Genomic DNA, 23,722 nt, shown 5'->3' with positions numbered 1-23,722 from the left:
AATCTAGGAATTTGTTATGAAATATGCCATAATGTACGTAGAGAGAGGTGAATTCCTATGCCGAAGCTGCTTATGGATCGATTCGGACGGATGCATGATTACTTGCGCATTTCTGTTACAGATCGTTGTAATCTACGCTGTGTATACTGCATGCCAGAAGACGGAATGGAATTTGAACCGGATGAAAAGTTGTTAACTTTCGAGGAAATTACTGAAGTCGTCCGTGTGCTTGCAGGGCTTGGTGTTCGTAAGTTGAGATTAACCGGCGGAGAGCCCCTTGTGCGCAAAAACTTGGAGCAATTGATCGGTATGCTTTCTCAAATTCCTGGAATTGAAGATATTGCTCTGACTACGAATGGGATATACTTTGCATCGAGAGCTGAAAAGCTTCGTGCTGCTGGGTTAACCCGTGTTAATATAAGCTTGGATTCTTTGAAAGCAGATCGGTTCTCTTTGATAACCAGAGGCGGCGATATTCATCGTGTTCTCGCTAGCATTGAAGAAGCTTACCGTGTGGGCATCACCCCGATTAAGCTCAATGTGGTCTTGATGAAAGGCATTAACGATGACGAAATTGAAGACTTTTTGCAAATGACGATTGACCGTCCTATTCAGGTTCGATTTATTGAATACATGCCAATCGGTCACCAAGACGAGAATTGGAAAAGCCGCTATTTATCCCTGACCACAGTCTTAGATCGCTGTAAAGCAAAGGGGTGGAATGCTGCTGCCTCGGATGCGGTTTATGGAAATGGTCCTTCACAGAACTTTCGAATTGACGGGGCGTTAGGCTCATTTGGGCTCATACACCCGATTAGCGATCATTTCTGTGAGACCTGTAATCGTCTGCGAATAACAGCGGATGGCAATGTGAAACCATGTCTATATTGGTCAGATGAATTTAATGTGCGAAAATATATTGGAGATGACGCTGCGATGGAAGATTTGTTCTTCCGCGCTTTGGATATCAAACCACAAAATCATGAGATGGCCCAGGCACTTATGAATGAAGAGCAATCCCATACACCAACACTTCGCCGGATGTCGCAAATTGGCGGTTGACCTTAGGAGGAACAGACGCTAGTGAGCAGTGATACTAAGCTTAAGTTTGGGCGCAAAGTGATTTCCGTTGAGGAAGCCCGAAGCATGCTTTTCGAATACGTTAAACACACCCCCATAGAGTCAGTTCCGCTATCTTCCGCTTTCGGTAGACGGCTGGCTGTGGACATAGTTGCCGATCATCCGGTGCCTCATTTTCGCAGATCAGGTGTTGATGGCTATGCCGTATGTTCAAAGGATATTGAACAGGCCACACCAGAAGCTCCTGTTGTATTGCGTGTTATAGAGCGAATTCCTAGCGGAACGGTTCCTCAGCATACCATCCAATCTGGTATGGCTGCTCGTATTATGACGGGAGCCCCAGTTCCTGATGGTGCGGATACTGTCGTTATGCTGGAGATGACGGATTCCTTGCAAGATAAGGGGACAAGCTCCTACCAGGTGAGTATCAAAAAAAACATAACCGCAGCAAGCAATATAACCCCAATAGCCGGTGAAATCGGTTTAGGGGATATATTGCTTGAGCGAGGAACACAGATTGGGCCTGGTGAAGCGGCGATATTAGCCACTTTCGGCTACTCGGATGTATCCGTTTATCGGCAGCCAAGGGTCGCCATTTTCTCAACAGGCTCTGAGTTGTTGAATGTGGCAGAAGCGCTGCAGCCGGGACGAATTCGTAACAGTAACAGCTACATGCTGGCGGCGCAGGTGGAGGCTGCTGGGGGATCGGCGGTTATTATGCAGGCGCTTTCGGATGATGTAGCAGAGGTAGAAGCGGCGCTGCAGGATACTTTCCCTAAAGTGGACTTAGTCCTCACCTCCGGCGGTGTTTCCGTTGGCGATTACGACGTGCTTGTTGATGTCTTTGAACGATTTGAGGGCAAACTGCTGTTCAACAAAGTGGCCATGCGGCCAGGTACTCCAACGAGTGCAGCCTTATGGAACAATCGGTTGCTCTTAGCTTTGTCTGGTAATCCGGGCGCCTCATTCGTTGGGTTTGAGCTGTTTGCCAAACCGCTGATTAAAGCGATGGCAGGGGATCACTCGCCTTATCCAGAAGCGGTCACGGCTCAGTTGGATGTAGATTATGATAAAGGCTCCGCTTACCCGCGTTATGTTAGAGGAACGACTCATGTGGACAACAACGGGAGTCTGAAGGTTAAGCCATCAGGTATTGATAAGTCCAGTATTATGGTTTCTATTAAAGACGCTGATTGTTTGATTTACTTACCTGCCGGAGGTAAGGGGTTCGTAAGAGACGAACGTGTAATTGTGTATCCTATAAAATAAAGATGGCCTACCTATCGCTGAACTTCCGTTAAGAAGTCATTGAGGGTAGGCCATTTTATGCTTGAACAGTCAATGCGAGTGAGTACCCATTACTATTGCTTTGGTTAATGTGATAGACCAGTCAGCATCATTCCAGGAGACATGAACTATTTTTATTTTTTTATATCATCCAATACAAGAGATTTTGCGAAGTATATAATAGTTAGGAGGCTTGGGAAAGGGGATCCTTCATGAATGGTACGCGTACCGACCAAGAATTAATGATACAAATCGTGGATAAAGATGCCGATGCGCTCAAATTTCTATAGGGGAAAGAAACCCCTGTGAATGCTGGCACTTTCATGACACATAACGGTGCAGGCGGGTTATATTACACCTTTAATCCGAATAATTATGACACGATTGCCATTACGTTAGAGCCCGATGCTCATGGCGTTATGCCCAGAGGAAAGCCAGTTCTGGCTGCTGCATTGTTAAAAAGCTAATCTATTCTAAATGAGGTGATTTGAGATGAATGAAATTCGCACATTACGACAAGAGGAGCTTCTAGAGAGTTTTTCTCTATCTGAATTTGCTTTTCAATATGAGCTTACCGCAGAGGAAAAGGCAGAGCGGATAGGCTCTACAGATCCTAATCAAGTGTGGGGTTATTTCGTTGACGGCGCTATGGCTGCAAAGCTCACCGTACTTAACTTTCGGACTTGGTTAAACGGGAAGAGCTTCGCAATGGGCGGTATTGCGGGCGTTGCAACATGGCCTGAGTACCGACGCAATGGGATGGTGGGGCAGCTTCTAGTTCAAGCGCTTAAAGCGATGAGAGAACAGGGGCAGACAATTTCCTTTCTTGCGCCGTTTAAGTTTGAATTTTATCGGAAATATGGCTGGGAAACCTACGTGGATTATTTGAAATATGAAATTCCTGTAGATAAGCTTCCTAAGTTTCAAGCTGCTGAGGGCAGCTCGATCTTACGTGTAGCGAAAAGCGGAGAGATTTTGGATCCGATCTACGCTAAGTTTGCAAAAGCATACAATGGTATGATGGAGCGGGATGCGGACTGGTGGAATAATCGCTATTTGAAGTTTAAAAAGGGTACAGCTGCTGTCTACACGAACGCTCAAGGGGAACAGCGGGGCTATGTATTTTACCAGATAAAGGACTCGTTGGCGACCATCCATGAGTTGGTTTTTCTTGACGAGGAAGCAAGACGCGGCTTATGGAAATTCATAGCAGATCATGATTCGATGATCACCAAAGTCGAAGTGAAAGCACCTGTAGATGACCAACTTCCATTTCTGTTGCACGATCCAAAGTTCAAACAAGAGAAGATTACTTATTTCTCGGCGAGAATTGTGGATGTAGAAGCTTTTCTGACGGAGTATGTGTTTGAAGCCCGCGATGGGGCGGAGACCATATATCTACATATTTCAGACACGCATGCGGATTGGAACAAAGGTGTCTATCGATTGCAGTTTACTGACAATGGGAAGGCGGCCGTTGTAGCGAAGTTATCTGAAGATGAAATACCTGCTGGCGACCATCTACTAAGCTGTAACATACAGACGTTGACGGCTTTGTTCATGGGTTATCAGAAAGCAGGATTTATGGCCCGAATCGAGCGTCTTCAAGGCTCTGAGGAACTTGTTAGCCGGTTGGAAGATGCGATTCCGCGGCGGATTACCTATTTAGCGGATTTCTTTTAAATAAATAAAAAAAGACGGCACCTTTGGTATAAAACCATAGGGGCCGTTTTTAGTTACGAGACCATTTCGGCGAAGTTTCTCTGTCCTTTACCGAATAAAGTGGCTTGCTACCTTTGGCGGTATTTCCAGAAAATCATGCAACTTCGGACTAAAGAGTGACTTAGAATGGTTGCATCGGATTGCTGCAAACTTTATCGTTGCCCCTCAACTGTTTCAGATCATCCAATTCTTCCGCCGATGAAATGTCCCGATAGGAAGGTCATGAATGGTCAGCCATTGTTCCAGCCAGCCCGGCTTGTTCAGTCGGTCTTCGGTGTAACTGCTGCCTCTTCAGTCGTGAAAATCGCTTTTCATAAAATCGTCCCATAACATTGTGCTTCATCTCCATTTCTTTTATGTGATGCGTCTGTGTTGTAACAACCAAAATATTATTTATCTAGTTACTTGCCAATCGTCATGGTTCATGATATAGTACATTTCGTAACCATCGTTATTAAAATAAATGGTTACGTAAATGAAGGAGGAATTCGTTGGCCCCATTATACCGGATGGAACATACGGTGAATCCAGAATTTCGCTGATAATTTAGTTATCCTATTATTCAAAGGAGGAGTTCACATTATGTATAACGCAATCGTGATAGGAACAGGTCCTGCAGGATTGACCGCTGCTATTTATTTAGCACGTGCCAATCTGGATCCACTTGTCATTGAAGGCCCCGAACCAGGCGGGCAGTTAACCACCACAACAGAGGTTGAAAACTTTCCAGGGTTCCCGGACGGAATTATGGGACCGGAACTCATGGCTAACATGCGAAAGCAAGCAGAGCGCTTTGGTGCTAGATTTCGTACAGGCTGGGTTAATAGCGTCGATTTATCTATTCGTCCATTTAAGCTGATGCTTTAAGGCAGAGAAGAGCTTATAACCAAAACATTGGTACTTTCGACCGGTGCTTCGGCTAAATATCTGGGTATTCCCGGCGAGAAAGAAAATATTGGGCATGGCGTGAGCACCTGTGCCACTTGTGACGGTTTCTTCTTCCGAGGGAAAAAGATCATCGTTGTAGGCGGTGGCGACTCCGCCATGGAGGAAGCTCATTTCCTTACGAAATTTACTTCCGAAGTACGTGTTGTCAATCGTCGCGAGGTGCTTAGAGCTTCGAAAATTATGCAGGACCGCGCTTGCAATAACAGTAGAATTACGTGGAGCTTGAACAAAACACCGCTTGAGGTAGTAGCAGGCAGCAACGGAGTAAACGGGTTGAAAGTAAGAAATAATACGACGGGTGAGGAAGAAATTATCGAGACGGATGGCATTTTCGTCACAATCGGTCACACGCCGAATACGAAATTCCTAAACGGACAATTGGAACTTGATGAAGTCGGTTATCTAATTGTTAAACCGGGCACTTCCGAAACAAGCATCCCTGGCGTGTTTGCATGTGGAGATGTCAAGGACAACAAATATCGTCAGGCGATTACGGCCGTGGGTAGCGGTGCAATGGCAGCTATCGATGTCGAGAAATTTTTGGAGCATAACGAAAACCATTAATTCACAATATATGGAGAAGGGATCGATAACCATGGAACGTATTCAAACACAACAGCAATTTCAGGAGAAAATCAACGGTGAAGGCTACACAATTATGAAATTCGATGCGACTTGGTGTCATGATTGTAAAAACTTGGAACTGTTTATCGGTGATATTATAAACGAACATTCGGATAAGCAATTCTATGCTGTAGATTCCGAGCAATTCGAAGAGCTTACCGAAAAATATGACGTCAGAGGAATTCCCAGCTTGCTCGTATTTAAGAGTGGGGAGAAATTAGCTCATCTGCACAGCAAATTTGCAAAGACCCCTGCACAAATCCGAGAGTATTTGGATACGATCAATTAATTCGTAACATTAACCCAATATCGAACGTTTTCTTATTTACCAATCCCCACTATTTGAAAGGTGATGAATACGATGTTTCCACTTCGCAATGTGAAACGCAGCTCGACGGATGCCGACAAAATCCAGCACTTTCTTAAACAAGCCCAGATTGGATTTCTCGGCCTATCTTCAGAAGATGTTCCTTATGTCATTCCACTCAATTTCTCTTGGCTGAACAACGCCATTTATTTTCATGGGGCGGAAGAAGGAAGAAAAATCACTTATATCAAGCAAAACCCTCGAGCCTGTTTCACCATCAGCGAAAATTACGGAACCATCACGAGCCCGATACCCGCTAAAACGGATACCGCCTTTATGAGTATCATCATCGAAGGCAACTTGGAACGCGTAACCGATTTAGACGAAGCTACGGCCGCCATGCAGGTCATGCTGGACAAATATGTGCCAGGCTATTATGATCGGCCGCTGGGGCGGAGTCATTTGGATCGGTACGTTTCCCCACTAGGTAGTAAAACCGCCATCTTTAAATTAAGCGCGGAGTCCTTGACAGCCAAAGAGAAAGAAGAAATCCCGGATCGCATGTTCTATGAAGGTAGAACAGTTCAGAACGACCGGGCGTAACTCCTCTGTTCAAAGAACCGCCCGAGATAGCCACAACGGTTGTTTCGGGAAAATCAGATTTCGATCGCGGCTCTTTTCGTGCTCGGAACCTTCAACCTTCATCAGGTTGTCGCAAGATTTCTCGTGGCAAAACCGTTTAGAGCGGTTCCGGGATACGCCGTAGTAACTTTATTTCATAAACAATCGAGGAGCGATACTAAATGAAAACAACTATTTTCGAAGAATTGATCAATATTAGAGCACAAACACTGGGAAAATTGGAAGGCCTAACTGAGGAACTCGCGGACCGCATTCCTGCTGGTTTTCGCAATAATATCCGTTGGCACCTTGGTCACATCTATTTCGTTACGGATTACTTGGCGCTATCGCAGCTGAATATCCCGCTTCATCTGCCAGAAGGGTTTACTGATCGGTTCGTTTCCGGAAAGTCGCCATTGGACACGTACCCCGCTTCGCTTCCTAATCCGACATTGCCAGAACTGAAAACCCTGCTGACAGAACAGCTGGATAGAATTCGCAAGCAGTATCCGATGGACCGCTTGAACGAAAATGTAGCTGCGATTAATACGTCCACGGGACTCGCTCTAGTAACTCCAGAGCAATCGCTCCGCTATAACCTATACCATGAAGGATTGCACTTCGGAATCCTTTCCACTTATAAAAGATTATTGTCCCAAGAATAGCAAAAGCGAAAAATAGCCTCAAAATGAGAGGTTCCTGATAAAATTCGTCGGAATAGAAAAAGGTACAATCACTTCCAAAGAAGAAGCGATTGTACCTTTTTTCTATCTATTTTCCATTGATCCGGCTAACCGGCAAAGTAAACTATTGCTGAAAGGCGATGAATAGCCTGTCAATGGTATGCAGCGAAGCCATTTCCGATGGAGCCCATTCGCGCTGATGCGAACAAAAATACATTTAACACGAAATAAGAAAAACAAAAACCCTCGAGGGTAGTTCAGTCAAATAAGGGGCAGCACCAGATCCAGATAACTGGGATAGAATGCAAGCCACCTTCTCATACTAACTATGAGACAATGGAGGTGAACGCTATGCCCAAAAATGACGCCGATCCCAAGTATGACCGTGAAGATAACAAAGCAGATAAGAAAAACAATCAGCAAAATAACGCTAATTTCATGGAAGAAGCTCAAACGCTATCGAGCAACGAGGCACCTGATTACGTCCCAAGTTTAAATGGTATCCCCAAGAATCAAGTTTAAGTAACTGCAGGCTGCTCTTCTCATCCCAATAGGATGGAGAGCAGCCTTTCTAGTTTTTTTCTGGTTGTTCTGCCCTAAATAAAAAAAGCTGATTTCTTGAGAAGTAAATCTCAGAAATCAAGCTTTTTCTTATAAGCTATTTTAATTGGATAGTTTGTAAACTTTAATGGTTTGGATACCAAACTTCTGCAAGGATTTCTTGGATCCTGGGATAAAGATATCAACACGTTTGCCTTTGATTGCACCGCCTGTGTCTGTTGCATAAGCATACATGCCGCCTGCAGGTAGGCCATTGAAATTATAACCTTCTATATAGAGCTTAGATCCAAGAGGAATCACCGAGGGATCAACAGCAACGGTTCCAATACCTAATGGATTCCCCATATAATCAAAAGCTCCGTAGCCGCCATTCTCAGATGGATCTGCTGAATAGGCAGTAGATTGAAACAATTCATAATCTGGCGCATGCTTATTGCCATCTTTACTTAGAATAGCTAATTTGCTGCTAGCGTCCCACTGAACGGGAATATCGGATGCTTTGCTTAAAAAACGAAGAGGAACGTATACGCGTCCATTTTGGAATTCCGCATGTGTGTCCATCTCGACACGGTTGCTATCGATTTCAGCTTCCTTTTGTCCCGATACTAAGGTAATCGAATGTTTGTCGTTATTTAGCGTGACCTTGATCTCATCGCCTTCTCTTTGCCACTTCACGTCATAACCAAGCTTCTCCGTTACGAAACGAATCGGTACTTGGGTAGAATGATTGTCATCTAGAAATGGTTGAGCATCCGGAAATTGAACCAAGTCATCATTGACTTGCACTTTCACGTCCATCTCAGCGGCATGCGCCGTAAATGGGGAAAGAAAGCCTCCTGCCAACACTGTTAAAGACACAGCAAGGCTAGTTAACCCTTTAGTAATTGTATGCAATTGGTAATCCTCCTTCAATGAGCCTTCGAGGTTAGTTGACGGGTTCGGGAAGAAGGTTCTCCCTAGTCTGCTCCTTTGAAGAGCAAATATTCACCCCATGTAAATCGTCCCCCGTACCGGCACTTTGTCTGTGCACCGGACTCGGCTTCAAATAGTTTAGCATTCGAGGCTCGGCGGGACAACGACCAAAATATGGATGGAGGTCTTAGCACGTACTGGACTTAGGTCTAGGTACAAAAACAGTCGCGAGTCCGTTTTGACGTATAGCTGTTTCAGGTACGATAGAAGCATGAAGAACACGTGAAGGGCGGTAAACAGAATGAGTATGGATCGATCAAAAGGGTTGGCACTAGTTTTAATCACGGCAGGTTTACTTATTTGTCTGCATCATTTGGGTGGTCATGTTCATTTAATGGGCTTTTTATTCCCGGCAGCTATGCTTGGATTAGGCTATGTAGGGATTAAGAATGGGAAGAAAATTGGATGGTTTTTCGCCGGCTTGGGCGGCTTGATACTGACTATTAAACTATCGGGCTTCATCGCGATTGCGTTCGCAGCATGTTTAGTGGTGTATGGTATTCATTTATTGAAGAAACGAAATGAATTTTAAATCAACAGTAATGGGGGTGTAACAACATGAGTATATTGGATCGCATTGGAAAGATGGCAGAAGCAGCATGGCATGAAACGGCCGGCAAGCTTGATCACCATGATCGGGGGAGCAGCATGATCGAGAAGCTGGAACAGCGCTATCAGGATGCGCTGCAGCGAACTATTGAACTGCGAAGCCACAGTGTGAACGCAGAGGAGATGGCGCAGCTGCGCGGCGAGCAGGCCGAGCTGGCGATGCGCGCCGGCGATGAAGAGCTCGCGCGGCTAGCGCTGCAAGAGAAGCAGCGCGAGGAAGCCGCTTGCGAGCACTACCGCGCGCAGTACGCGAGCAGCCAGGACGTGTGCCTGGCGCTCGCGGATGAACTGCGCGGGCTGCGTGCGGGGCACGCAGCCGAGGGGGTGCAGCCGCCGAGCGGCGGGCTGCACGAGAAAGAGGCTCGCGATACTTGGCGCGAGCTGGAAGTGACCGGCCGCGAGCTCGGCCGGGAAGCGCTTCAGGGGCTCCGCGAAGCGGGCCGCCTGTCGCAAGAGACGCTGAAGGAAGCCGGCGGCAACCTTCAGCAGGAACTGCGCACGCTGCGCGGCAAGTTCCAGCAAGAGTGGCAGCAGCATCGCTCAAGTGATGATACCGATCCGCGCGGCAAGAAATAGCCGCGTGTTATCCCTCCAGCGCCTGATAAGTAGGCGCTGAGGAGCCCTTGACCTCCATGATTCATACGGAAGCCTTGCCGCGCAAGGATTTGCATCTTGGAGGTCGTCCATTCTTATGGTATGCTAGGAATCTATATGAACTAATTAAAAGTCAGCCAGAGGAGGTGCAGCGATGGGAGAAGAAACTAAAAGCAACCGTAACCGCAATACAGCACTAGTGCTGATTGGAGCCGGTCTTTTTTTGCTTCTAGATCATACGATAGGCTTTTTCCCCATTCTTGCCATTATCCTCATCTTGCTAGGCATTCATCGGGTCCGTTCACGCAAAGAGCGCAAAGGTTATGTACTGATCGGCGTAGGGGCAGTGATTTTATTCGGTGATCACATTACTATCGTGTTCTCTATTGTTTTAATTTCGCTAGGTTTGTTTTTCATACGATCTAAGCAAGTACACAAAGACGATACGTACATGCAAAAGCAGAAATTGGTGGATAGCGTCCGTTTAGGCCGTGAGCCTTGGATTTTACGGAACAGTTCAACTTGGTACATTATTGGAGAAACCTACATTGATCTTTCACTTGCGATTTTGGAGCAAAAGGAAACCACGGTCATCCTGCAAGGCGTTGTAGGGGATGTAGATATAAAAGTGCCGGAGGATATCGGTGTCGCTGTGACGGCTTCCATCTCATTTGGGCAGATTCAAGTTGCGAATGAGCGTGAGTCAGGGGTTATGAACAAGCTGATTTGGCAGTCCCCTAACTATGAACTTTGCGATCACCGCGTGAAACTTGTGCTTTCTTACATCATAGGAGATATCAAGATCAAAGTATTGTGAGAATGTGCGCTTAGGCACGCGTAAAGATCTCGAGGAGGTTCATCACCAATTGGACGGCTATAAACGGCGATTAACGAATATGATATGGCGCAGCATGAGTGAATCGATCATCTTTAGTTTCGTTGTGTTTGGCGCGATCATTTATTTTTTGAATTCACGCAATCTGATATTGCCCTTTGCGAGTTGGCAAGAGGGCGTTAAATTTACATTCATGGCGATTTTGGTAATAGGCGGCATTGGCGCTGTGTATGGCTTCTGGAATAGCAACCGAATTACTCGGAGGCTTGAGCCGATGATGGAAACGATGATTTTGCTCGAAAAAGGGACGTTTGCCCGCGGCGGCTTCCAACACGGTGAAGATGAAATCGGACGCCTAGGGGATCAGTTAGGCCGTATTATGAAAAGGTGGGAAGAGCAGGTTACTTCCCTACAACGCTTATCCAATGATAATGCGGAGCTTGCGGAGAAAGCAAAGCTGTCTGCCGTAATTGAAGAAAGACAGCGATTGGCGCGTGAGCTTCATGATGCAGTGAGCCAGCAATTATTTGCGATATCGATGACGGCAACAGCAGTAGGGCGGACCTTGGATAAAGATTTCGAGAAGGCTAAACGGCAAATTCATCTCATCGAGGAGATGGCTTCTGTTGCCCAATCGGAAATGAGAGCCTTGCTTTTGCATTTAAGACCTATCCACCTGGAAGGAAAACGACTGTCCGAAGGACTTGTCGAGCTTCTGAAGGAGCTTGCGGCTAAAGTACCCATGGCGATTACTTGGGATATGGACGAGGATATCCGCTTGAATAAGGGGATTGAGGACCATCTGTTCCGTATTGTACAGGAGGCGCTTTCTAATGCTCTGCGTCATTCTAAGGCGAATAAGCTGGAAGTGAAGCTGCTGCATCGTCCTGACGGTGTTCGGCTTGCGATACGCGATGACGGGGTCGGATTTGAATTAGATGCTAAGAAGCTTACATCGTATGGTATAGTGTCCATGAAGGAGCGGGTTAATGAAATTGGCGGCTCTGTGGATATCATTACGGCGCCTGATCGAGGTACGCGTATTGAAATTCGTGTGCCTATACTGGCTACTGAATATTCGGTTGAAAGTTAATCCATTATCATAGATTGCCTGGTAAAAATAGTTTCTATCGAGAGGAGAAGCAAATGGAAGACGCGTTGATCAAGGTTTTACTTGTCGATGACCACGAGATGGTCAGGATCGGACTGGCAGCTGTACTAGGGACAGAGGATGGTATTGAAGTGGTCGGGGAAGCCAGTAATGGTCATGATGGCATTCGGCTAGCACAGGAATATCGACCGGATGTCGTGCTCATGGATTTGGTCATGGAAGGCATGGACGGTATCGAAACGACAAGGAAGCTGCTGCAACTTTACCCGGATTGCAAAGTCATTGTGTTGACGAGCTTCTTAGATGATGAGAAAATGTATCCAGTGATTGAAGCAGGGGCTTTCAGCTATTTGCTCAAAACATCACGTGCCTCCGAGATCGCCCAAGCGATCAGAGCGGCGGCTAAAGGGCAGTCCATTCTGGAGTCACAGGTCGCCTCCAAGATCATGAATCGTTTTCGTCAGCCTAAGCCGGCTGCAGAACCGCATGAGGAGTTAACCGATCGTGAAATGGAAGTGCTTCGCTTGATTGCGAAAGGTAAATCCAATCAAGAGCTGGCGGATGATTTGTTTATCGGTGTGAAGACGGTAAAGTTTCACGTCACCAATGTTCTGGCCAAGCTAGGTGTAGAAGATCGAACACAAGCCGCCATCTATGCCTTTAAACATGGTTTGGCTGAATAGCAAATAGTCACAAGGGAGCGATACGAATGAATTTATTAAAGCAAATTTGGAGCTGGTTTGGTTCCATTGCCATTTCGTTTATTTTAGTCGTATTTCTTGGTGTTTTCGTGTTCCAATCCACAAAGGTAATGGGACATTCCATGGATCCGACGCTGCATGACAGTCAACGCGTGTATGTATCAAAGCTTTCTCATACGTTTAAATATGAACCTAACTATGAGGATATTGTTATTATCGACTCTAGAGTCGATCTTAAGAGAACATTCAAGAACGACTTGTTAGACAGCCCATTGCTCAGTTTATTTACGAGTGGTGATGATAAACATGTCTGGATCAAACGGGTGATTGGTAAGCCGGGAGATCAATTGGAGCTTAAGGACGATAAGATGTACCGCAACGGCGTGCCCCTTGATGAGCCTTACATTAACGAGGCAATGAGAGCTAATGGGAACAAGAAATGGACAGTGCCTGCCGATCATATTTTCGTGATGGGAGATAACCGAAATAATAGTATGGATAGCAGAGTGATCGGATACATCCCTCTTGATCATGTATTAGGTAAGAAGCTATTCTAATAAAAGCGACCCTCTGGGTGAGCATGCATGTGCATGGGCTCATTCGAGGGTTGTTTTTTGTTTATATCAGAAAGTATAAAATCAGGGTTGTTTTTTTGAGAAATTGATATAATTTAATAATATGATAGGCATAGCATTCGGTAAGTAAGTATTGCTTCTCTAGCGTTTAGTTTCTGATTTTTAAAAATTGGAAAGATAAGTTGTACTGCGTACAACAATTTGCGCGCCTAAAGGCGATTTTGCAACTTGAAGTTGCAGTTTGTACAACATTTTGAGCCCATTTCTTGCAAAATGACCTTTATAGGACTAAATTGTTGTACATGATGCAACAATAGAGGGGAAAAGGAGAGATTTAGGCAGTAATTGTTGCATTTTCTACAACATCAATCAACGGCAAATAGGGATTCTCATTGCGGTCGATCATCTTCGAACGACATCAATAGAGGTTTATCTCGACACGATCAAGTGTACCTGTGTACCATCCAGAACATTTCTAATAAGATTTATACAATTCTGAATTGTCACTCACATCTGAATATCAAGCAGCAATCCACTCATCGGTACCGGCAGATAAGCTTGGAGCTGAGATCGATATTGGCCGTAAGGCTTAAGCTGTGAACGAGACATTTGGAACAACGACTCCGATGGCAATTGCTGCAATTGTCCTATCGAATTCGAGAGTGTGGCGGCGAAGTTTGTAATACTGCCAAGACTTTTTAACGTAGAGCTAGATTGGTTCTTAATTTGATCTTGAAGTTGATCTTCTTTGAGTTCTAAGCTTCCGTCATCCAGCTTTGTTATCCCAATCTCTTTCAGAGAATAGGGCTTAGCGGCTTGCTCTAGTCCTATGAGAAGAGAACGATTCAAATACTCAGGAGAATCCCGCAAACTGTCCTGAAATTCATTATATGTATGTACGAATTGACGTATAGGTTCAATGATGGATTCGCTATCGGCTTCTGACGAAAGTGGTGTTGCCTTGTAAGCAATAGCAGAAAGTCGAGACTCCACCAAGGATTGTGCCGATTGTTTAACGTTCTGTGCAGATTGAACAAATTCGGCTACACCTTTCGCGGCAGACTGAGCGTGTTGTTTATAGGCTAACTCTTCATAAGGCATGTCAAGAGGACGTCGAATGGTACTTGATTTACCTCCAGCAATACCGCTTACCGCGCTTACCCGGTAGTAGTCTTTGTGAGTTTGATAGCTGTTCAAAGCCATGATTGGAGGATACGCATAAATCATGGAGATCACCTCATTTTCGCTTAATCATAGTATAGCATTCGTAAGGGCTGGGGTAAATTGGTACTTGCTTTGTTAGAATAGTTAAAAAAAGCTGCCTAATCAAGCGGAGTCATTTGCAGTCTTGCCAACATAAGATAGCATTATTGCTTCTTGTGGAGGCGGTGCCAAGTGATACGCAAACGAATGGCTTCCATTGACGATCGAGCGATTCATCGATTAGTCGTTGAACAGTTAGTACCTTTTTCTAGACTTTATGACACAGGTACTTCTGTAACATTTTCAGAAATACGGAAGAGACTGAATCAGAACAAAACGTTTGTTACTGCCAAAGGGTATAAACAGCCGTTCGGATTCATCACGATGATTCGTAAATCGAGTGTGTTATTCATTGATATGCTAGCCATCGATTCTCGTGAGCAAGGGAGAGGCTGGGGGCAGCAGCTTATGAAGGTCGCCGAAGAGTACGGGAAAAGTGAGCGCTGTGTGACTGCTGAACTTTTTGTTGATGAAAGCAATCCTAAAGCGATTCAATTTTACTTACGCAAAGGTTACGAAGTCCATTCGTTTATTCCCGAGCTAAGCTGCTATAAAATGAGTAAGAAATTGAGAAGATAAGACAAAGGGCTGCAGATGATGGTTTCATCCACAGCCCTTTCATCATTCACTGAACATAGCTGCAACGTTTTCGAGTTGAATATCGATTGCGCCTCGATAGCCAGGGGCCGCGCCACCGAAGCTTAAGAGAGGAAGGCCAAAGGAAGAATACCCCTCTGCTGCTGTACCCGAGAATGAGGTTTGATCTGGTGATTTTGCTTGCTTCGCTTTAACTGTTTTTGATTTGGAAATGTTTTTTTTGGTTTTCTTCGTTGTCGTGTTGAGCTTTGGAGTGGCATCATCATTCAGAATCAGCTTGTTTTTTTCAATACGACTTAATACACCAAAGATTTCGGAGCCATCGTTTAAAAATATTAGAACAGGCTTTCCGTAAAAGCTTTGACAAGTTTTATCAGTAATCGGATATATAGGCTGCATCGTATCTTAGCACCTCCGTGTTATTGTGTACTTTCAGCCTATTCATGGCCGGGCGGAACGGTATAGACGAATGTCTATATTCTCATAAGAAAAAGTTATGAGAGAAAGTTCTCAGAAAAGTTGAATAGCTTGACTATTTTAGGTATGCTAAGCATATTAACTAATCCTAATAGAGAAAGAATGATGCATAGATGAGTGGAGCTGTGTTTTATATTTTCGGAGCAACGGGCGATTTGGCGAAAAGAAAACTGTTTCCTGCTTTTTATAGCCTATATCGTGAAGGAAAGTTAGGAGAAAATTTTGCCGTAGTTGGTTTGGCTAGAAGACCTCGTACGAATGAACAATTTCGTGATGATGTAAAGCATTCGATTGAGGATTTTGCCCGTTATAAAGTGACGGATGAGGCGGAATGGGATCGATTCGCGCAGCGTTTTGAATACATGTCATTGGATATCAATAATGTTGCTGGTTTCCATGAACTTAATGTACTGACAGCTAAACTGGATGAGAAGTATCAGACCGGCGGGAACCGCTTGTTCTACCTGGCTCTGGCTCCAGAGCTTTTCGGTAACGTATCGTACAACTTAAGTGAAGGTGGATTGCTCAAAACCAATGGCTGGCACCGTCTCGTTATTGAGAAGCCGTTCGGTTACGACCTGCCATCTGCTGAGCGCTTGAATGGACAACTTCGTCAAGTATTTGAAGAGCAAGATATTTACCGCATTGATCACTACTTAGGTAAAGAAATGGTACAAAATATTGAGTTCGTTCGTTTCGCGAATGCCTTCTTTGAACCACTTTGGAACAACAGATACATAGCTAACATTCAAATTACGTTAAGTGAAACTGTCGGCGTTGAAGAACGCGGCGGTTATTATGATCACTCTGGCGCCCTGCGAGACATGGGTCAGAATCATATGCTGCAAATGCTGATGATGATGGCAATGGAACCGCCAAGCCGTCTGCATCCGGAAGATATCCGTGATGAGAAGGTGAAGGTCCTGCGTTCCCTCCGCTTATTCGAATCCGGCGAAGATGTCCGTGCGAATGTGGTCCGCGGTCAATATGCGGGTGGCTCGTCCAAAGGCAAAGGACTGCCAGCTTACCGCGAAGAAGATTCGGTGAATCCGCAATCGACAACAGAGACTTATTTCGCAGCCAGGGTTCACGTGGATAATTTCCGCTGGGCAGGTGTACCTTTTTACATTCGTACGGGTAAAAGGCTGCCAGTTAAAACGACGGAGGTCGTTGTAGAATTTAAGAATATCCCGAATAATGTGTATTTGGCTAAGAAGCATGAGTTGGAGCCGAATTTGCTTGTTTTCCGTGTGAATCCGATGGAAGGCATCTATCTGAAAATGAATGCGAAGCAGCCAGGGTCGGAAGGCGTCATCGTACCAGTAGCGATGGATTTCTGCCAAAGCTGTCAGATCGGTATCAATACACCGGAGGCTTACGAACGTTTGCTTTATGATGCAACGCGTGGAGATTCCACGTACTTTACCCGCTGGGATGAAGTGGCGCTTGCTTGGTCCTATGTGGATCGTATTGCAGCAGCATGGAGTGAGAAGACGGAAGATCTGAAACACTACCCAGCCGGATCTTGGGGGCCTGAAGAGGCATCGAAACTCCTAAGCGATGACGGCTTCAAGTGGTGGCCGATTAACGGTCAAAATGAAGGTGAAGTTGATTGGGAAGCCGTTCAAAAAACAACGGTTTTAACCTAGTTGATTCAACCTTGACAAACGCGCTCGTTATGGACGGCGTAAGCCGTTTATCCTTGAGGTAACAAGCTTAACATCCAACTGGCGACTCTGCCTGTTGGATTTTTTTTGTGGTATAATAAATATTACGGAGTAAATTTTACTATTCATTACATGAGGTGCGTATATGTCACGAAGAGCTTTTATCAGATGGCTGCTGGCAATAGGGGCTGCACTCGTTGGTTTAAGTGCGATTTTTAGTCAAATGGTGAAGAAAAAGTTTATTCCAGATGCTCAGCCCGCCCTATCATCTGTGAAACCAGAGCCTTCTCAATCCGTGGCACAATCTTCGGCAGAACCCTTGCCGACAGGTCCCCTCATGTCTTATTTTATATTAAGCGACCTTCATATCAGTATAGGTGATGCACTTACGGGTAAGAAATTAAGACAAGCGCTTGATGATATTACACATTTTGACGGACCTGTTGATGCTATCATGCTAACAGGCGATCTGACGGACACAGGAACGGAACAAGATTATAAGGAGCTGCGTACCATTGTAAGTGAATATAAACTTCCGCCTGTTCATGCGAACATGGGAAATCACGATTATTACTCCATCTGGATTAATAAAGCGAATAACTGGGATCAAGCAGCTGTTCCTAACGGCAAAAGTGACGCGATGAGCCGAGAGTCGTTCAAGAAGTTTTTTGGTTACAAGCAACTCTACAATGATTTTACGACCAAGGGTCACTCCATCTTGCTGCTTTCACAAGAAGCGTACGTGCAGGAGAAGCCAGAGGTCGGTGAGGGAGCTTGGTATTCCGATGAGCAGCTGGAATGGTTCAAAGAACGGGTAAAAAGCCTCTATCAACCAGGAAGACCACTGTTCGTGATGACGCATCAACCGCTGCCGGCCAGTGGCACAGATGGGGGATCACATCAATTAATACGTGCAATCAAGTTCCGCGAGACGTTAAAGCCTTATAAGAATGTGTTCGTGTTCTGCGGACATCGCCACCAAGATTTCCAGAATGGGACACCGCATTATGTGAAGGAATCTTTCCATTATTTCCACAATGCTTCGGTTGGAAGAACGCTTAACCGTGCGTACCAGCAAGAAGCCAAAAATAAAGCACAGGGCATCTATGTGCAAGTATTTGCGGATAAGGTCGTCGTGCGCGGCCGAGAGTTTAGCAATCGAACTTTCCTAGATGAAGCGAATTGGAGTATTGATTTGCAGAAAGTTCAAGCCTGATTCATAGTAAGCTATTATATGCGTGTTTAAAAAGCTCGCTTTCAGAACCGAGAAGGTTGGACGAAGTCCGGAGAAGGAGGAACGGAGCGTAGAGATTTGCTACGTGAGTACCGGACTTCCCGGTTTCGTTCAAGATTCGATGCCGAGATGCTTCCTGAATAACTTCGTTATCAAAGTGAACTTTTTAAACTACCTCTATATGTAAAACAAGAAGGGAATAATCTAACAGATGACAACTCAACTCACTAAACTTCTCGCAACAGAAGTCGCTAAGCGACGTACGTTCGCGATTATTTCTCACCCGGATGCGGGTAAAACAACATTAACCGAGAAACTGCTGTTATTCGGAGGCGCGATTCGCTTAGCCGGAACGGTCAAAGGACGTAAGGCTAGCAAACATGCGACATCCGACTGGATGGAAATCGAGAAGCAGCGTGGAATTTCGGTAACGTCCAGCGTTATGCAGTTCGACTACGAAGGGCATCGCGTGAATATTCTGGATACACCTGGTCACCAAGACTTCAGTGAGGATACGTACCGAACACTTACCGCTGCAGATAGCGCGGTGATGCTGATCGACGTAGCCAAAGGGGTCGAGATGCAGACGAAGAAGCTATTCCAGGTGTGTAGAATGCGCGGAATTCCGATCTTCACGTTTATTAACAAAATGGATCGCGAGGGCCGCGATCCGTTTGAACTCTTAGAGGAATTAGAAGAAGTACTGGGTATTCGTTCGTATCCAATGAACTGGCCGATTGGTTCGGGTAAACAGTTCTGTGGGGTTTACGACCGCGGGAAATCACAATTAGAGCTGTATCAAGGTGAAGACCACAAAGAGATTCAAGTGCGCAAGGTGGATGGTGTTGATGATCCATTAGTGAAGCAAATTGCCGGCGAATTCTTGCACAAACAATTAAGCCAGGATATCGAGCTGCTCGATATAGCCGGTGATCCGTTTGATATGGAGAAAGTGCTGCAAGGCGAGCTTACACCTGTTTTCTTCGGCAGTGCCGTGAACAACTTTGGTGTGCAGACGTTTCTAGAGAACTTCCTTCAGCTTGCGCCAGCGCCTGAGCCGCGCAACAGCACAGTAGGCATCATAGAGCCTACCAAAGAGAAATTCTCAGGTTATGTATTCAAGATTCAAGCGAATATGAATCCAGCTCACCGCGACCGTGTGGCTTTCTTGCGTATCGTTTCTGGTAAGTTCGAGCGTGGTATGTCCGTGAAACATGTTCGACTTGGCAAAGACATTAAGTTAGCTCAGCCGCAGCAATTTTTGGCGCAAGACCGTGACATCGTTGAAGAGGCATTCCCGGGCGATATCATCGGCTTGTTTGATCCCGGTATTTTCCGGATCGGGGATTCCTTAAGTGAAGGGGAAGCGGTCGTTTTCGACGAGCTGCCTACGTTCTCTCCGGAGCTGTTCAGCAAAGTTTCGATCAAGAATGCTTTGAAGCAAAAGCAGTTCCTCAAAGGGATTGATCAATTGACCGAAGAAGGTATGATTCAAGTATTTACCACGATTGGTTTCGAGGATATGATTCTTGGCGTAGTCGGTCAACTGCAATTCGAAGTGCTTGAACACCGGATGAAATCCGAATATGGCGTAGACATTTTACTACAACGTCAGAACTATCAGTTCGCTCGTTGGATTATAGACGAGAAGCTGGATCCGAGTAAATTCCGCATTAACTCACAGCTGGTAAAAGATAAAAAAGGGAATTTCGTAGGCTTGTTCGAGAGCGAGTATGCGCTGCGATCTTCGATCGAGAAAAACCCGACTGCTAAATTTTTAACTAGCGCTCCATAAGTGTTGTAATTGAAGAAGAGGCTGTTTCCAGAACTTAATCTGGGAACAGCCTCTTCTTTCAATTTTGTCGCCAATGGATGGTTTGCTTCATACAATAGGTACGGGTTAATAAGTTGTCATTAAGCTAGCCCTAAGGAAGTGAATTAGAGACGTGCACCTCTTAATCATTGCTCCTGAACAAATTCCAGTACCGCCAATTCTAGGTGGTTCCGTCGAAATATGCATTCATTCCATTGCACGGGAGCTTGCCAAAATGCATCAAGTTACCGTTATTTCGCGGCAGCATCCTAGGTATAGCCATATTTCGCGGCGAGGTCAACTTACGATAATAAGAGTACCTACGGGAAGCTCTCATACGTACTTGAAGGAAGTGCTTAAGGCAACCAAAGGAAAGACATTTGATTGGATTCAAGTCGATAACAGACCCCAGTATGCTGCCGTCATCAAACGCCATTTTCCGAAAACGCCAGTATCTTTATTCTTACATTCCTTAACTTTCGTAAAGCCGCCCTATGCTTCTGTTCGTAGATGCTCCAAGCATTTGAATAAAGTGGATTGGATTATAACTAACAGCAGTTCACTCGCAGAGGAGCTAACAAGACTGTATCCGAAACAGCGAGATCAGCTTCACAAGATTTACCTCGGGACCGAATTGGCTAGATTTTGCCCAAAATCGGAGAAAGCGAGGAGACGTTTAAGAAGAAAGTATCGGGTTAGCAATAACGGTTTTCAGATCCTTTATGTCGGCCGACTTATCCAGCGCAAAGGCATCCCTACTTTAATTCGTGCTGTTCATCTGGCTAGAAAATCGATCCCTGGGTTGAAGCTGTTGATTGCTGGGGGCGAGCAAGGTAAGGGTTTCAAGGAGCTGCTTAAAAGGAAGGCTAATACGCTTGGAGTGCCAACAAAGTTTCTAGGTAATATTCCGCATCGAAAGATACATGAAGTATATGGACTCGCGAATTGTTTCGTTTGTCCTTCACAAAAGCATGAGGCATTTGGATTGGTGAATGTGGAAGCGATGGCTTCTGGACTTCCAGTTATCGCCTCGGATATTGGAGGAATTAAAGAGGTCATTCAGCATGAACATAACGGGGTTCTGATTAAAGAATTTCGAGATCCTCGCGCATTCGCACGGAGTATTGTGGCGGTGGCCGAACGGAAAGAATGGGCAGAGGGTTTAGCCAAACAGGCGCGGAGCGATGTCAAAAAGCAATTCAGCTGGCAGGCCACAGCACAATCTTTGGCCGACTTCTATAGACTGAAGCTGGAGGCAAAACATGAAAAATACGTCAAGGAAACCGGTTCGTCTTAGTAGAGCAAGGTACGTCACTAGCAAAATTGGCAAAACAAAAGCAATTGAATCAAAGGAAAAGCTGCGTCAATATGTTCCGACCACTAAACGAATGAATCAAGAGACACTAAGGGAAATGCTTAACCAATACAAAATGGTGTATATTAAACCCAATGTAGGTATGTTTGGAAACGGTGTTATACGTGTGGAAATGGCGGAGGAGGGGGCAGAAAAGCCATATTCGTATCAGTCAGGCGTTCGATTAAAACAGTTTAGAACATTTGATGAGATGTATGCATCCATCAGTAAAGTGACGAAAAAACGGCATTATTTAGTACAAAAAGGGATTCATCTGCTCAAATACAAAGGAAACCGGTTCGATCTTCGTGTTATGGTTCAACAAACGCCTCTTCACAAATGGGAGACTACGGGTGTAATAGGCAGAGTAGCCCATCCTAAAAAAGTGGTTACTAATTTCCACAATGGGGGAACATTGAAGCCGGTGGAAACGCTGCTCCACAAGTATTTGCCTTCAAGTAAGCGAAAGGTTTATGTCAAGAAGCTGCATGTTCTGGGGTTGCAGATTGCTAAGGCGATTAACACGCGTTATAAAGGGGTTAAGGAGATCGGTGTCGATGTTGCCTTGGACGATAAGCTGCATCCATGGATTCTTGAAGTAAATACGAGTCCTGATCCCTATATTTTTCGAAGATTGAGCGACAAACGTATTTTTGCCAAAATGAGACGTTATGCCAAAGCTTACAGCCGGTTATGAAATCATAACCGGTCTGTTGTTATTCCTATGAAAGGTTTGCTCAATTTCTATAGCGGATACGGGAGGACTTAATAAATAGCCTTGAATCGTCGTGCAGGTTGTTTCTTTCAATATTTCAAGCTGGCTCCATTCTTCTACGCCTTCTGCAACCACCTGCACTTCAAGAGCATGGCCGAGATGGATAATAGCATTTGTAATGGCCCAATCATCTTTATTGCTATGTATATTTTTAACGAAAGAACGGTCAATTTTCAGACAATGGATAGGGAATTGTTTCAAGTAATTAAGTGATGAATAGCCAATTCCGAAGTCATCGATCGAGATCGAAATCCCTTTCGTACATAGCTTATCCAGTACCGCGACGGTTGTATCCATATTTTGCATAATGGAGCTTTCGGTAATTTCAAATTCAAGAAAGGCAGGGTCGACGCCGGTTTGCTCAATAATCTGAATGGCCTTATCAGAAAAGGACTCATCTTGAAATTGACAAGGGGAGATATTTACAGCAATTTGATAGTTCAAAATACCGGCCTCCAGCCATCTCGCTTTTTGGAGACAAGCCTCGCGGAGCACCCATTCACCAAGCTGTAAAATCAAACCGCTCTCTTCAGCAAGCGGAATAAACTCGTTTGGAGCAATTAAGCCGAGCTTCGGGTGATTCCAGCGCACCAACGCTTCCAAACAAATAATGTTTCCAGTGGAGAGTTCAAGACGTGGTTGATAGTATAAGATGAGTTGATTCTCAAGTATAGCCTTCCTCAGCTCAGTTTCCATCTGAACCTGATTGGAGAACCGCTGCACGTGCGATGAATGATAGGTGACAAGCTTGTTCTTACCTGTACGCTTAGCGGCTAGGAGAGCTTGATCAGCTTGATGCAAGGCTTGTTCGATCGTAGCAAGCGATATGTCGACAGCACTCATACCTATACTCACGGTAATATAACATTCTTGATCCATTACGATGAAGGATGTAACAAAAACGTGCTGGATGCTTTGAATGGTTTGGGAAAGCTGATCTTGGGTATTAGCATGTATAAGGAGAGCAAATTCATCATCTCCTGATTGAACAACAAGATCACAGCCGTGTATGGTCCGCAGACGATTGCCCACTGCTTCCAAAAGGAGATCGCCAGACTTGTATCCGAGCGAGAAATTAACTTGGCGAAACCGGTCAATATCAAGGATGAGAAGAGAACGTAAAAGGGCTGTGCGCTTAACATGATATTGACTTTCAATAGCCTGCTTTAATAATGCTTGAAGTCGCTGTCGATGGTGAATGCGAGTGATTATTTTCTTACCCCTAAGAATACCTAATGCTGCCGATGCGGCGAAGTGAAAAAGGCGCCAGACTGCTTTCATTGCTATCACTCATTCCCACATCATAGTTGTC

At 45.1% G+C, this 23,722-nt stretch carries 24 protein-coding genes, 1 pseudogene and 1 riboswitch; of the genes and pseudogenes, 21 read left to right on the top strand and 4 right to left on the bottom strand.

The features are described 5' to 3' along the window. Window positions 1-57 precede the first annotated feature (57 nt). The 9 genes and pseudogenes from moaA to ASD40_RS38360 all read left to right on the top strand — a co-directional run bounded on the left by moaA (window position 58) and on the right by ASD40_RS38360 (window position 7,794). Window positions 58-1,062 carry a GTP 3',8-cyclase MoaA gene (moaA, locus tag ASD40_RS34850; RefSeq protein ID WP_057307718.1) on the top strand — a complete coding sequence of 335 codons (1,005 nt, stop codon included), beginning with the start codon at window positions 58-60 and terminating at the stop codon, window positions 1,060-1,062. A 21-nt stretch (window positions 1,063-1,083) separates the two neighbouring features. Further along, window positions 1,084-2,349 carry a molybdopterin molybdotransferase MoeA gene (locus tag ASD40_RS34845; RefSeq protein WP_235549499.1) on the top strand — a complete coding sequence of 422 codons (1,266 nt, stop codon included), beginning with the start codon at window positions 1,084-1,086 and terminating at the stop codon, window positions 2,347-2,349. 323 nt (window positions 2,350-2,672) lie between these two features. After that, window positions 2,673-2,834 carry a hypothetical protein gene (locus ASD40_RS37665; RefSeq protein WP_156390277.1) on the top strand — a complete coding sequence of 54 codons (162 nt, stop codon included), beginning with the start codon at window positions 2,673-2,675 and terminating at the stop codon, window positions 2,832-2,834. A 25-nt stretch (window positions 2,835-2,859) separates the two neighbouring features. Then, window positions 2,860-4,050: a GNAT family N-acetyltransferase gene (locus tag ASD40_RS34840; RefSeq protein ID WP_057307717.1), complete on the top strand. Its 1,191-nt coding sequence runs from the start codon at window positions 2,860-2,862 to the stop codon at window positions 4,048-4,050. Window positions 4,051-4,671: 621 nt separating this feature from the next. After that, a pseudogene (gene trxB / locus ASD40_RS34835) lies at window positions 4,672-5,601 on the top strand (thioredoxin-disulfide reductase). A gap of 31 nt (window positions 5,602-5,632) precedes the next feature. Then, window positions 5,633-5,950: a thioredoxin family protein gene (locus ASD40_RS34830; RefSeq protein ID WP_057307716.1), complete on the top strand. Its 318-nt coding sequence runs from the start codon at window positions 5,633-5,635 to the stop codon at window positions 5,948-5,950. Between the two features lie 72 nt (window positions 5,951-6,022). After that, window positions 6,023-6,571 (top strand): pyridoxamine 5'-phosphate oxidase family protein, encoded by a 549-nt coding sequence (locus ASD40_RS34825; RefSeq protein ID WP_057307715.1) that lies wholly within the window; start codon window positions 6,023-6,025, stop codon window positions 6,569-6,571. 200 nt (window positions 6,572-6,771) lie between these two features. Further along, window positions 6,772-7,254, top strand: coding sequence for a DinB family protein (locus ASD40_RS34820; RefSeq protein ID WP_057307714.1), 483 nt, complete (start codon window positions 6,772-6,774; stop codon window positions 7,252-7,254). A gap of 369 nt (window positions 7,255-7,623) precedes the next feature. Beyond that, on the top strand, window positions 7,624-7,794 hold the full coding sequence (locus ASD40_RS38360; RefSeq protein ID WP_164484175.1) for a hypothetical protein: 171 nt from the start codon (window positions 7,624-7,626) through the stop codon (window positions 7,792-7,794). 141 nt (window positions 7,795-7,935) lie between these two features. Here the strand turns inward: ASD40_RS38360 and ASD40_RS39300 are convergent, their stop codons facing one another. Further along, window positions 7,936-8,727 carry a stalk domain-containing protein gene (locus tag ASD40_RS39300; RefSeq protein ID WP_057307713.1) on the bottom strand — a complete coding sequence of 264 codons (792 nt, stop codon included), beginning with the start codon at window positions 8,725-8,727 and terminating at the stop codon, window positions 7,936-7,938. Window positions 8,728-8,731: 4 nt separating this feature from the next. Further along, window positions 8,732-8,884: riboswitch (cyclic di-AMP (ydaO/yuaA leader) on the bottom strand. A gap of 162 nt (window positions 8,885-9,046) precedes the next feature. On the opposite strand from ASD40_RS39300, the gene ASD40_RS34810 reads away from it, so the two are divergent. The 6 genes from ASD40_RS34810 to lepB all read left to right on the top strand — a co-directional run bounded on the left by ASD40_RS34810 (window position 9,047) and on the right by lepB (window position 13,212). Further along, on the top strand, window positions 9,047-9,337 hold the full coding sequence (locus tag ASD40_RS34810) for a hypothetical protein (RefSeq protein WP_057307712.1): 291 nt from the start codon (window positions 9,047-9,049) through the stop codon (window positions 9,335-9,337). Window positions 9,338-9,363: 26 nt separating this feature from the next. Further along, entirely contained in the window at window positions 9,364-9,990 is a 627-nt protein-coding gene (locus ASD40_RS34805; protein WP_057307711.1) for a PspA/IM30 family protein, read from the top strand. A gap of 172 nt (window positions 9,991-10,162) precedes the next feature. Then, window positions 10,163-10,825 (top strand): cell wall-active antibiotics response protein LiaF, encoded by a 663-nt coding sequence (gene liaF, locus ASD40_RS34800; protein WP_057307710.1) that lies wholly within the window; start codon window positions 10,163-10,165, stop codon window positions 10,823-10,825. Window positions 10,826-10,874: 49 nt separating this feature from the next. After that, a complete protein-coding gene (locus ASD40_RS34795; RefSeq protein ID WP_057307709.1) occupies window positions 10,875-11,936 on the top strand; it encodes a sensor histidine kinase in 1,062 nt (353 codons plus the stop codon). A gap of 53 nt (window positions 11,937-11,989) precedes the next feature. Continuing rightward, window positions 11,990-12,637 (top strand): response regulator, encoded by a 648-nt coding sequence (locus ASD40_RS34790; protein WP_056835817.1) that lies wholly within the window; start codon window positions 11,990-11,992, stop codon window positions 12,635-12,637. 26 nt (window positions 12,638-12,663) lie between these two features. Then, window positions 12,664-13,212: a signal peptidase I gene (gene lepB / locus ASD40_RS34785; RefSeq protein WP_057307708.1), complete on the top strand. Its 549-nt coding sequence runs from the start codon at window positions 12,664-12,666 to the stop codon at window positions 13,210-13,212. A gap of 525 nt (window positions 13,213-13,737) precedes the next feature. Here lepB and ASD40_RS34780 read toward each other — a convergent pair. Next, window positions 13,738-14,457 (bottom strand): hypothetical protein, encoded by a 720-nt coding sequence (locus tag ASD40_RS34780; RefSeq protein ID WP_057307707.1) that lies wholly within the window; start codon window positions 14,455-14,457, stop codon window positions 13,738-13,740. A gap of 168 nt (window positions 14,458-14,625) precedes the next feature. On the opposite strand from ASD40_RS34780, the gene ASD40_RS34775 reads away from it, so the two are divergent. Continuing rightward, window positions 14,626-15,072: a GNAT family N-acetyltransferase gene (locus ASD40_RS34775; RefSeq protein WP_057307706.1), complete on the top strand. Its 447-nt coding sequence runs from the start codon at window positions 14,626-14,628 to the stop codon at window positions 15,070-15,072. Between the two features lie 42 nt (window positions 15,073-15,114). On the opposite strand, the gene ASD40_RS34770 is transcribed toward ASD40_RS34775, so the two are convergent. Further along, entirely contained in the window at window positions 15,115-15,489 is a 375-nt protein-coding gene (locus ASD40_RS34770; RefSeq protein WP_057307705.1) for a hypothetical protein, read from the bottom strand. Window positions 15,490-15,680: 191 nt separating this feature from the next. Here ASD40_RS34770 and zwf point away from each other — a divergent pair, with 191 nt between their 5' ends. The 5 genes from zwf to ASD40_RS34745 all read left to right on the top strand — a co-directional run bounded on the left by zwf (window position 15,681) and on the right by ASD40_RS34745 (window position 22,332). Next, window positions 15,681-17,216 carry a glucose-6-phosphate dehydrogenase gene (zwf, locus tag ASD40_RS34765; RefSeq protein WP_057307704.1) on the top strand — a complete coding sequence of 512 codons (1,536 nt, stop codon included), beginning with the start codon at window positions 15,681-15,683 and terminating at the stop codon, window positions 17,214-17,216. A 163-nt stretch (window positions 17,217-17,379) separates the two neighbouring features. Next, a complete protein-coding gene (locus tag ASD40_RS34760) occupies window positions 17,380-18,450 on the top strand; it encodes a metallophosphoesterase family protein (RefSeq protein WP_057307703.1) in 1,071 nt (356 codons plus the stop codon). A 229-nt stretch (window positions 18,451-18,679) separates the two neighbouring features. Beyond that, the gene (locus ASD40_RS34755; RefSeq protein ID WP_057307702.1) at window positions 18,680-20,263 is read left to right on the top strand and encodes a peptide chain release factor 3; all 1,584 of its coding nucleotides are present in this window, start codon (window positions 18,680-18,682) and stop codon (window positions 20,261-20,263) included. A 151-nt stretch (window positions 20,264-20,414) separates the two neighbouring features. Beyond that, the gene (locus ASD40_RS34750) at window positions 20,415-21,578 is read left to right on the top strand and encodes a glycosyltransferase family 4 protein (protein ID WP_057307701.1); all 1,164 of its coding nucleotides are present in this window, start codon (window positions 20,415-20,417) and stop codon (window positions 21,576-21,578) included. Continuing rightward, the gene (locus ASD40_RS34745) at window positions 21,544-22,332 is read left to right on the top strand and encodes a YheC/YheD family protein (RefSeq protein ID WP_057307700.1); all 789 of its coding nucleotides are present in this window, start codon (window positions 21,544-21,546) and stop codon (window positions 22,330-22,332) included. Before ASD40_RS34750 ends, ASD40_RS34745 begins: the two co-directional genes overlap by 35 nt. Here ASD40_RS34745 and ASD40_RS34740 read toward each other — a convergent pair. Further along, on the bottom strand, window positions 22,327-23,691 hold the full coding sequence (locus ASD40_RS34740; protein WP_057307699.1) for a putative bifunctional diguanylate cyclase/phosphodiesterase: 1,365 nt from the start codon (window positions 23,689-23,691) through the stop codon (window positions 22,327-22,329). The genes ASD40_RS34745 and ASD40_RS34740 overlap by 6 nt on opposite strands. Window positions 23,692-23,722 lie beyond the last annotated feature (31 nt).

The organism is Paenibacillus sp. Root444D2, from assembly GCF_001426375.1.
Lineage (GTDB): Bacteria > Bacillota > Bacilli > Paenibacillales > NBRC-103111 > Paenibacillus_E.
This window is presented reverse-complemented; position numbering and strand designations above follow the sequence as displayed.

Coding starts and splice junctions, on each gene's coding strand:
- moaA (WP_057307718.1), top strand. CDS start 58: ATGCCGAAGCTGCTTATGGATCGATTCGGACGGATGCATGATTACTTG.
- ASD40_RS34840 (WP_057307717.1), top strand. CDS start 2,860: ATGAATGAAATTCGCACATTACGACAAGAGGAGCTTCTAGAGAGTTTT.
- ASD40_RS34830 (WP_057307716.1), top strand. CDS start 5,633: ATGGAACGTATTCAAACACAACAGCAATTTCAGGAGAAAATCAACGGT.
- ASD40_RS34825 (WP_057307715.1), top strand. CDS start 6,023: ATGTTTCCACTTCGCAATGTGAAACGCAGCTCGACGGATGCCGACAAA.
- ASD40_RS34820 (WP_057307714.1), top strand. CDS start 6,772: ATGAAAACAACTATTTTCGAAGAATTGATCAATATTAGAGCACAAACA.
- ASD40_RS38360 (WP_164484175.1), top strand. CDS start 7,624: ATGCCCAAAAATGACGCCGATCCCAAGTATGACCGTGAAGATAACAAA.
- ASD40_RS34810 (WP_057307712.1), top strand. CDS start 9,047: ATGAGTATGGATCGATCAAAAGGGTTGGCACTAGTTTTAATCACGGCA.
- ASD40_RS34805 (WP_057307711.1), top strand. CDS start 9,364: ATGAGTATATTGGATCGCATTGGAAAGATGGCAGAAGCAGCATGGCAT.
- liaF (WP_057307710.1), top strand. CDS start 10,163: ATGGGAGAAGAAACTAAAAGCAACCGTAACCGCAATACAGCACTAGTG.
- ASD40_RS34790 (WP_056835817.1), top strand. CDS start 11,990: ATGGAAGACGCGTTGATCAAGGTTTTACTTGTCGATGACCACGAGATG.
- lepB (WP_057307708.1), top strand. CDS start 12,664: ATGAATTTATTAAAGCAAATTTGGAGCTGGTTTGGTTCCATTGCCATT.
- ASD40_RS34780 (WP_057307707.1), bottom strand. CDS start 14,457: ATGATTTATGCGTATCCTCCAATCATGGCTTTGAACAGCTATCAAACT.
- ASD40_RS34770 (WP_057307705.1), bottom strand. CDS start 15,489: ATGCAGCCTATATATCCGATTACTGATAAAACTTGTCAAAGCTTTTAC.
- zwf (WP_057307704.1), top strand. CDS start 15,681: ATGAGTGGAGCTGTGTTTTATATTTTCGGAGCAACGGGCGATTTGGCG.
- ASD40_RS34760 (WP_057307703.1), top strand. CDS start 17,380: ATGTCACGAAGAGCTTTTATCAGATGGCTGCTGGCAATAGGGGCTGCA.
- ASD40_RS34755 (WP_057307702.1), top strand. CDS start 18,680: ATGACAACTCAACTCACTAAACTTCTCGCAACAGAAGTCGCTAAGCGA.
- ASD40_RS34745 (WP_057307700.1), top strand. CDS start 21,544: ATGAAAAATACGTCAAGGAAACCGGTTCGTCTTAGTAGAGCAAGGTAC.
- ASD40_RS34740 (WP_057307699.1), bottom strand. CDS start 23,691: ATGAAAGCAGTCTGGCGCCTTTTTCACTTCGCCGCATCGGCAGCATTA.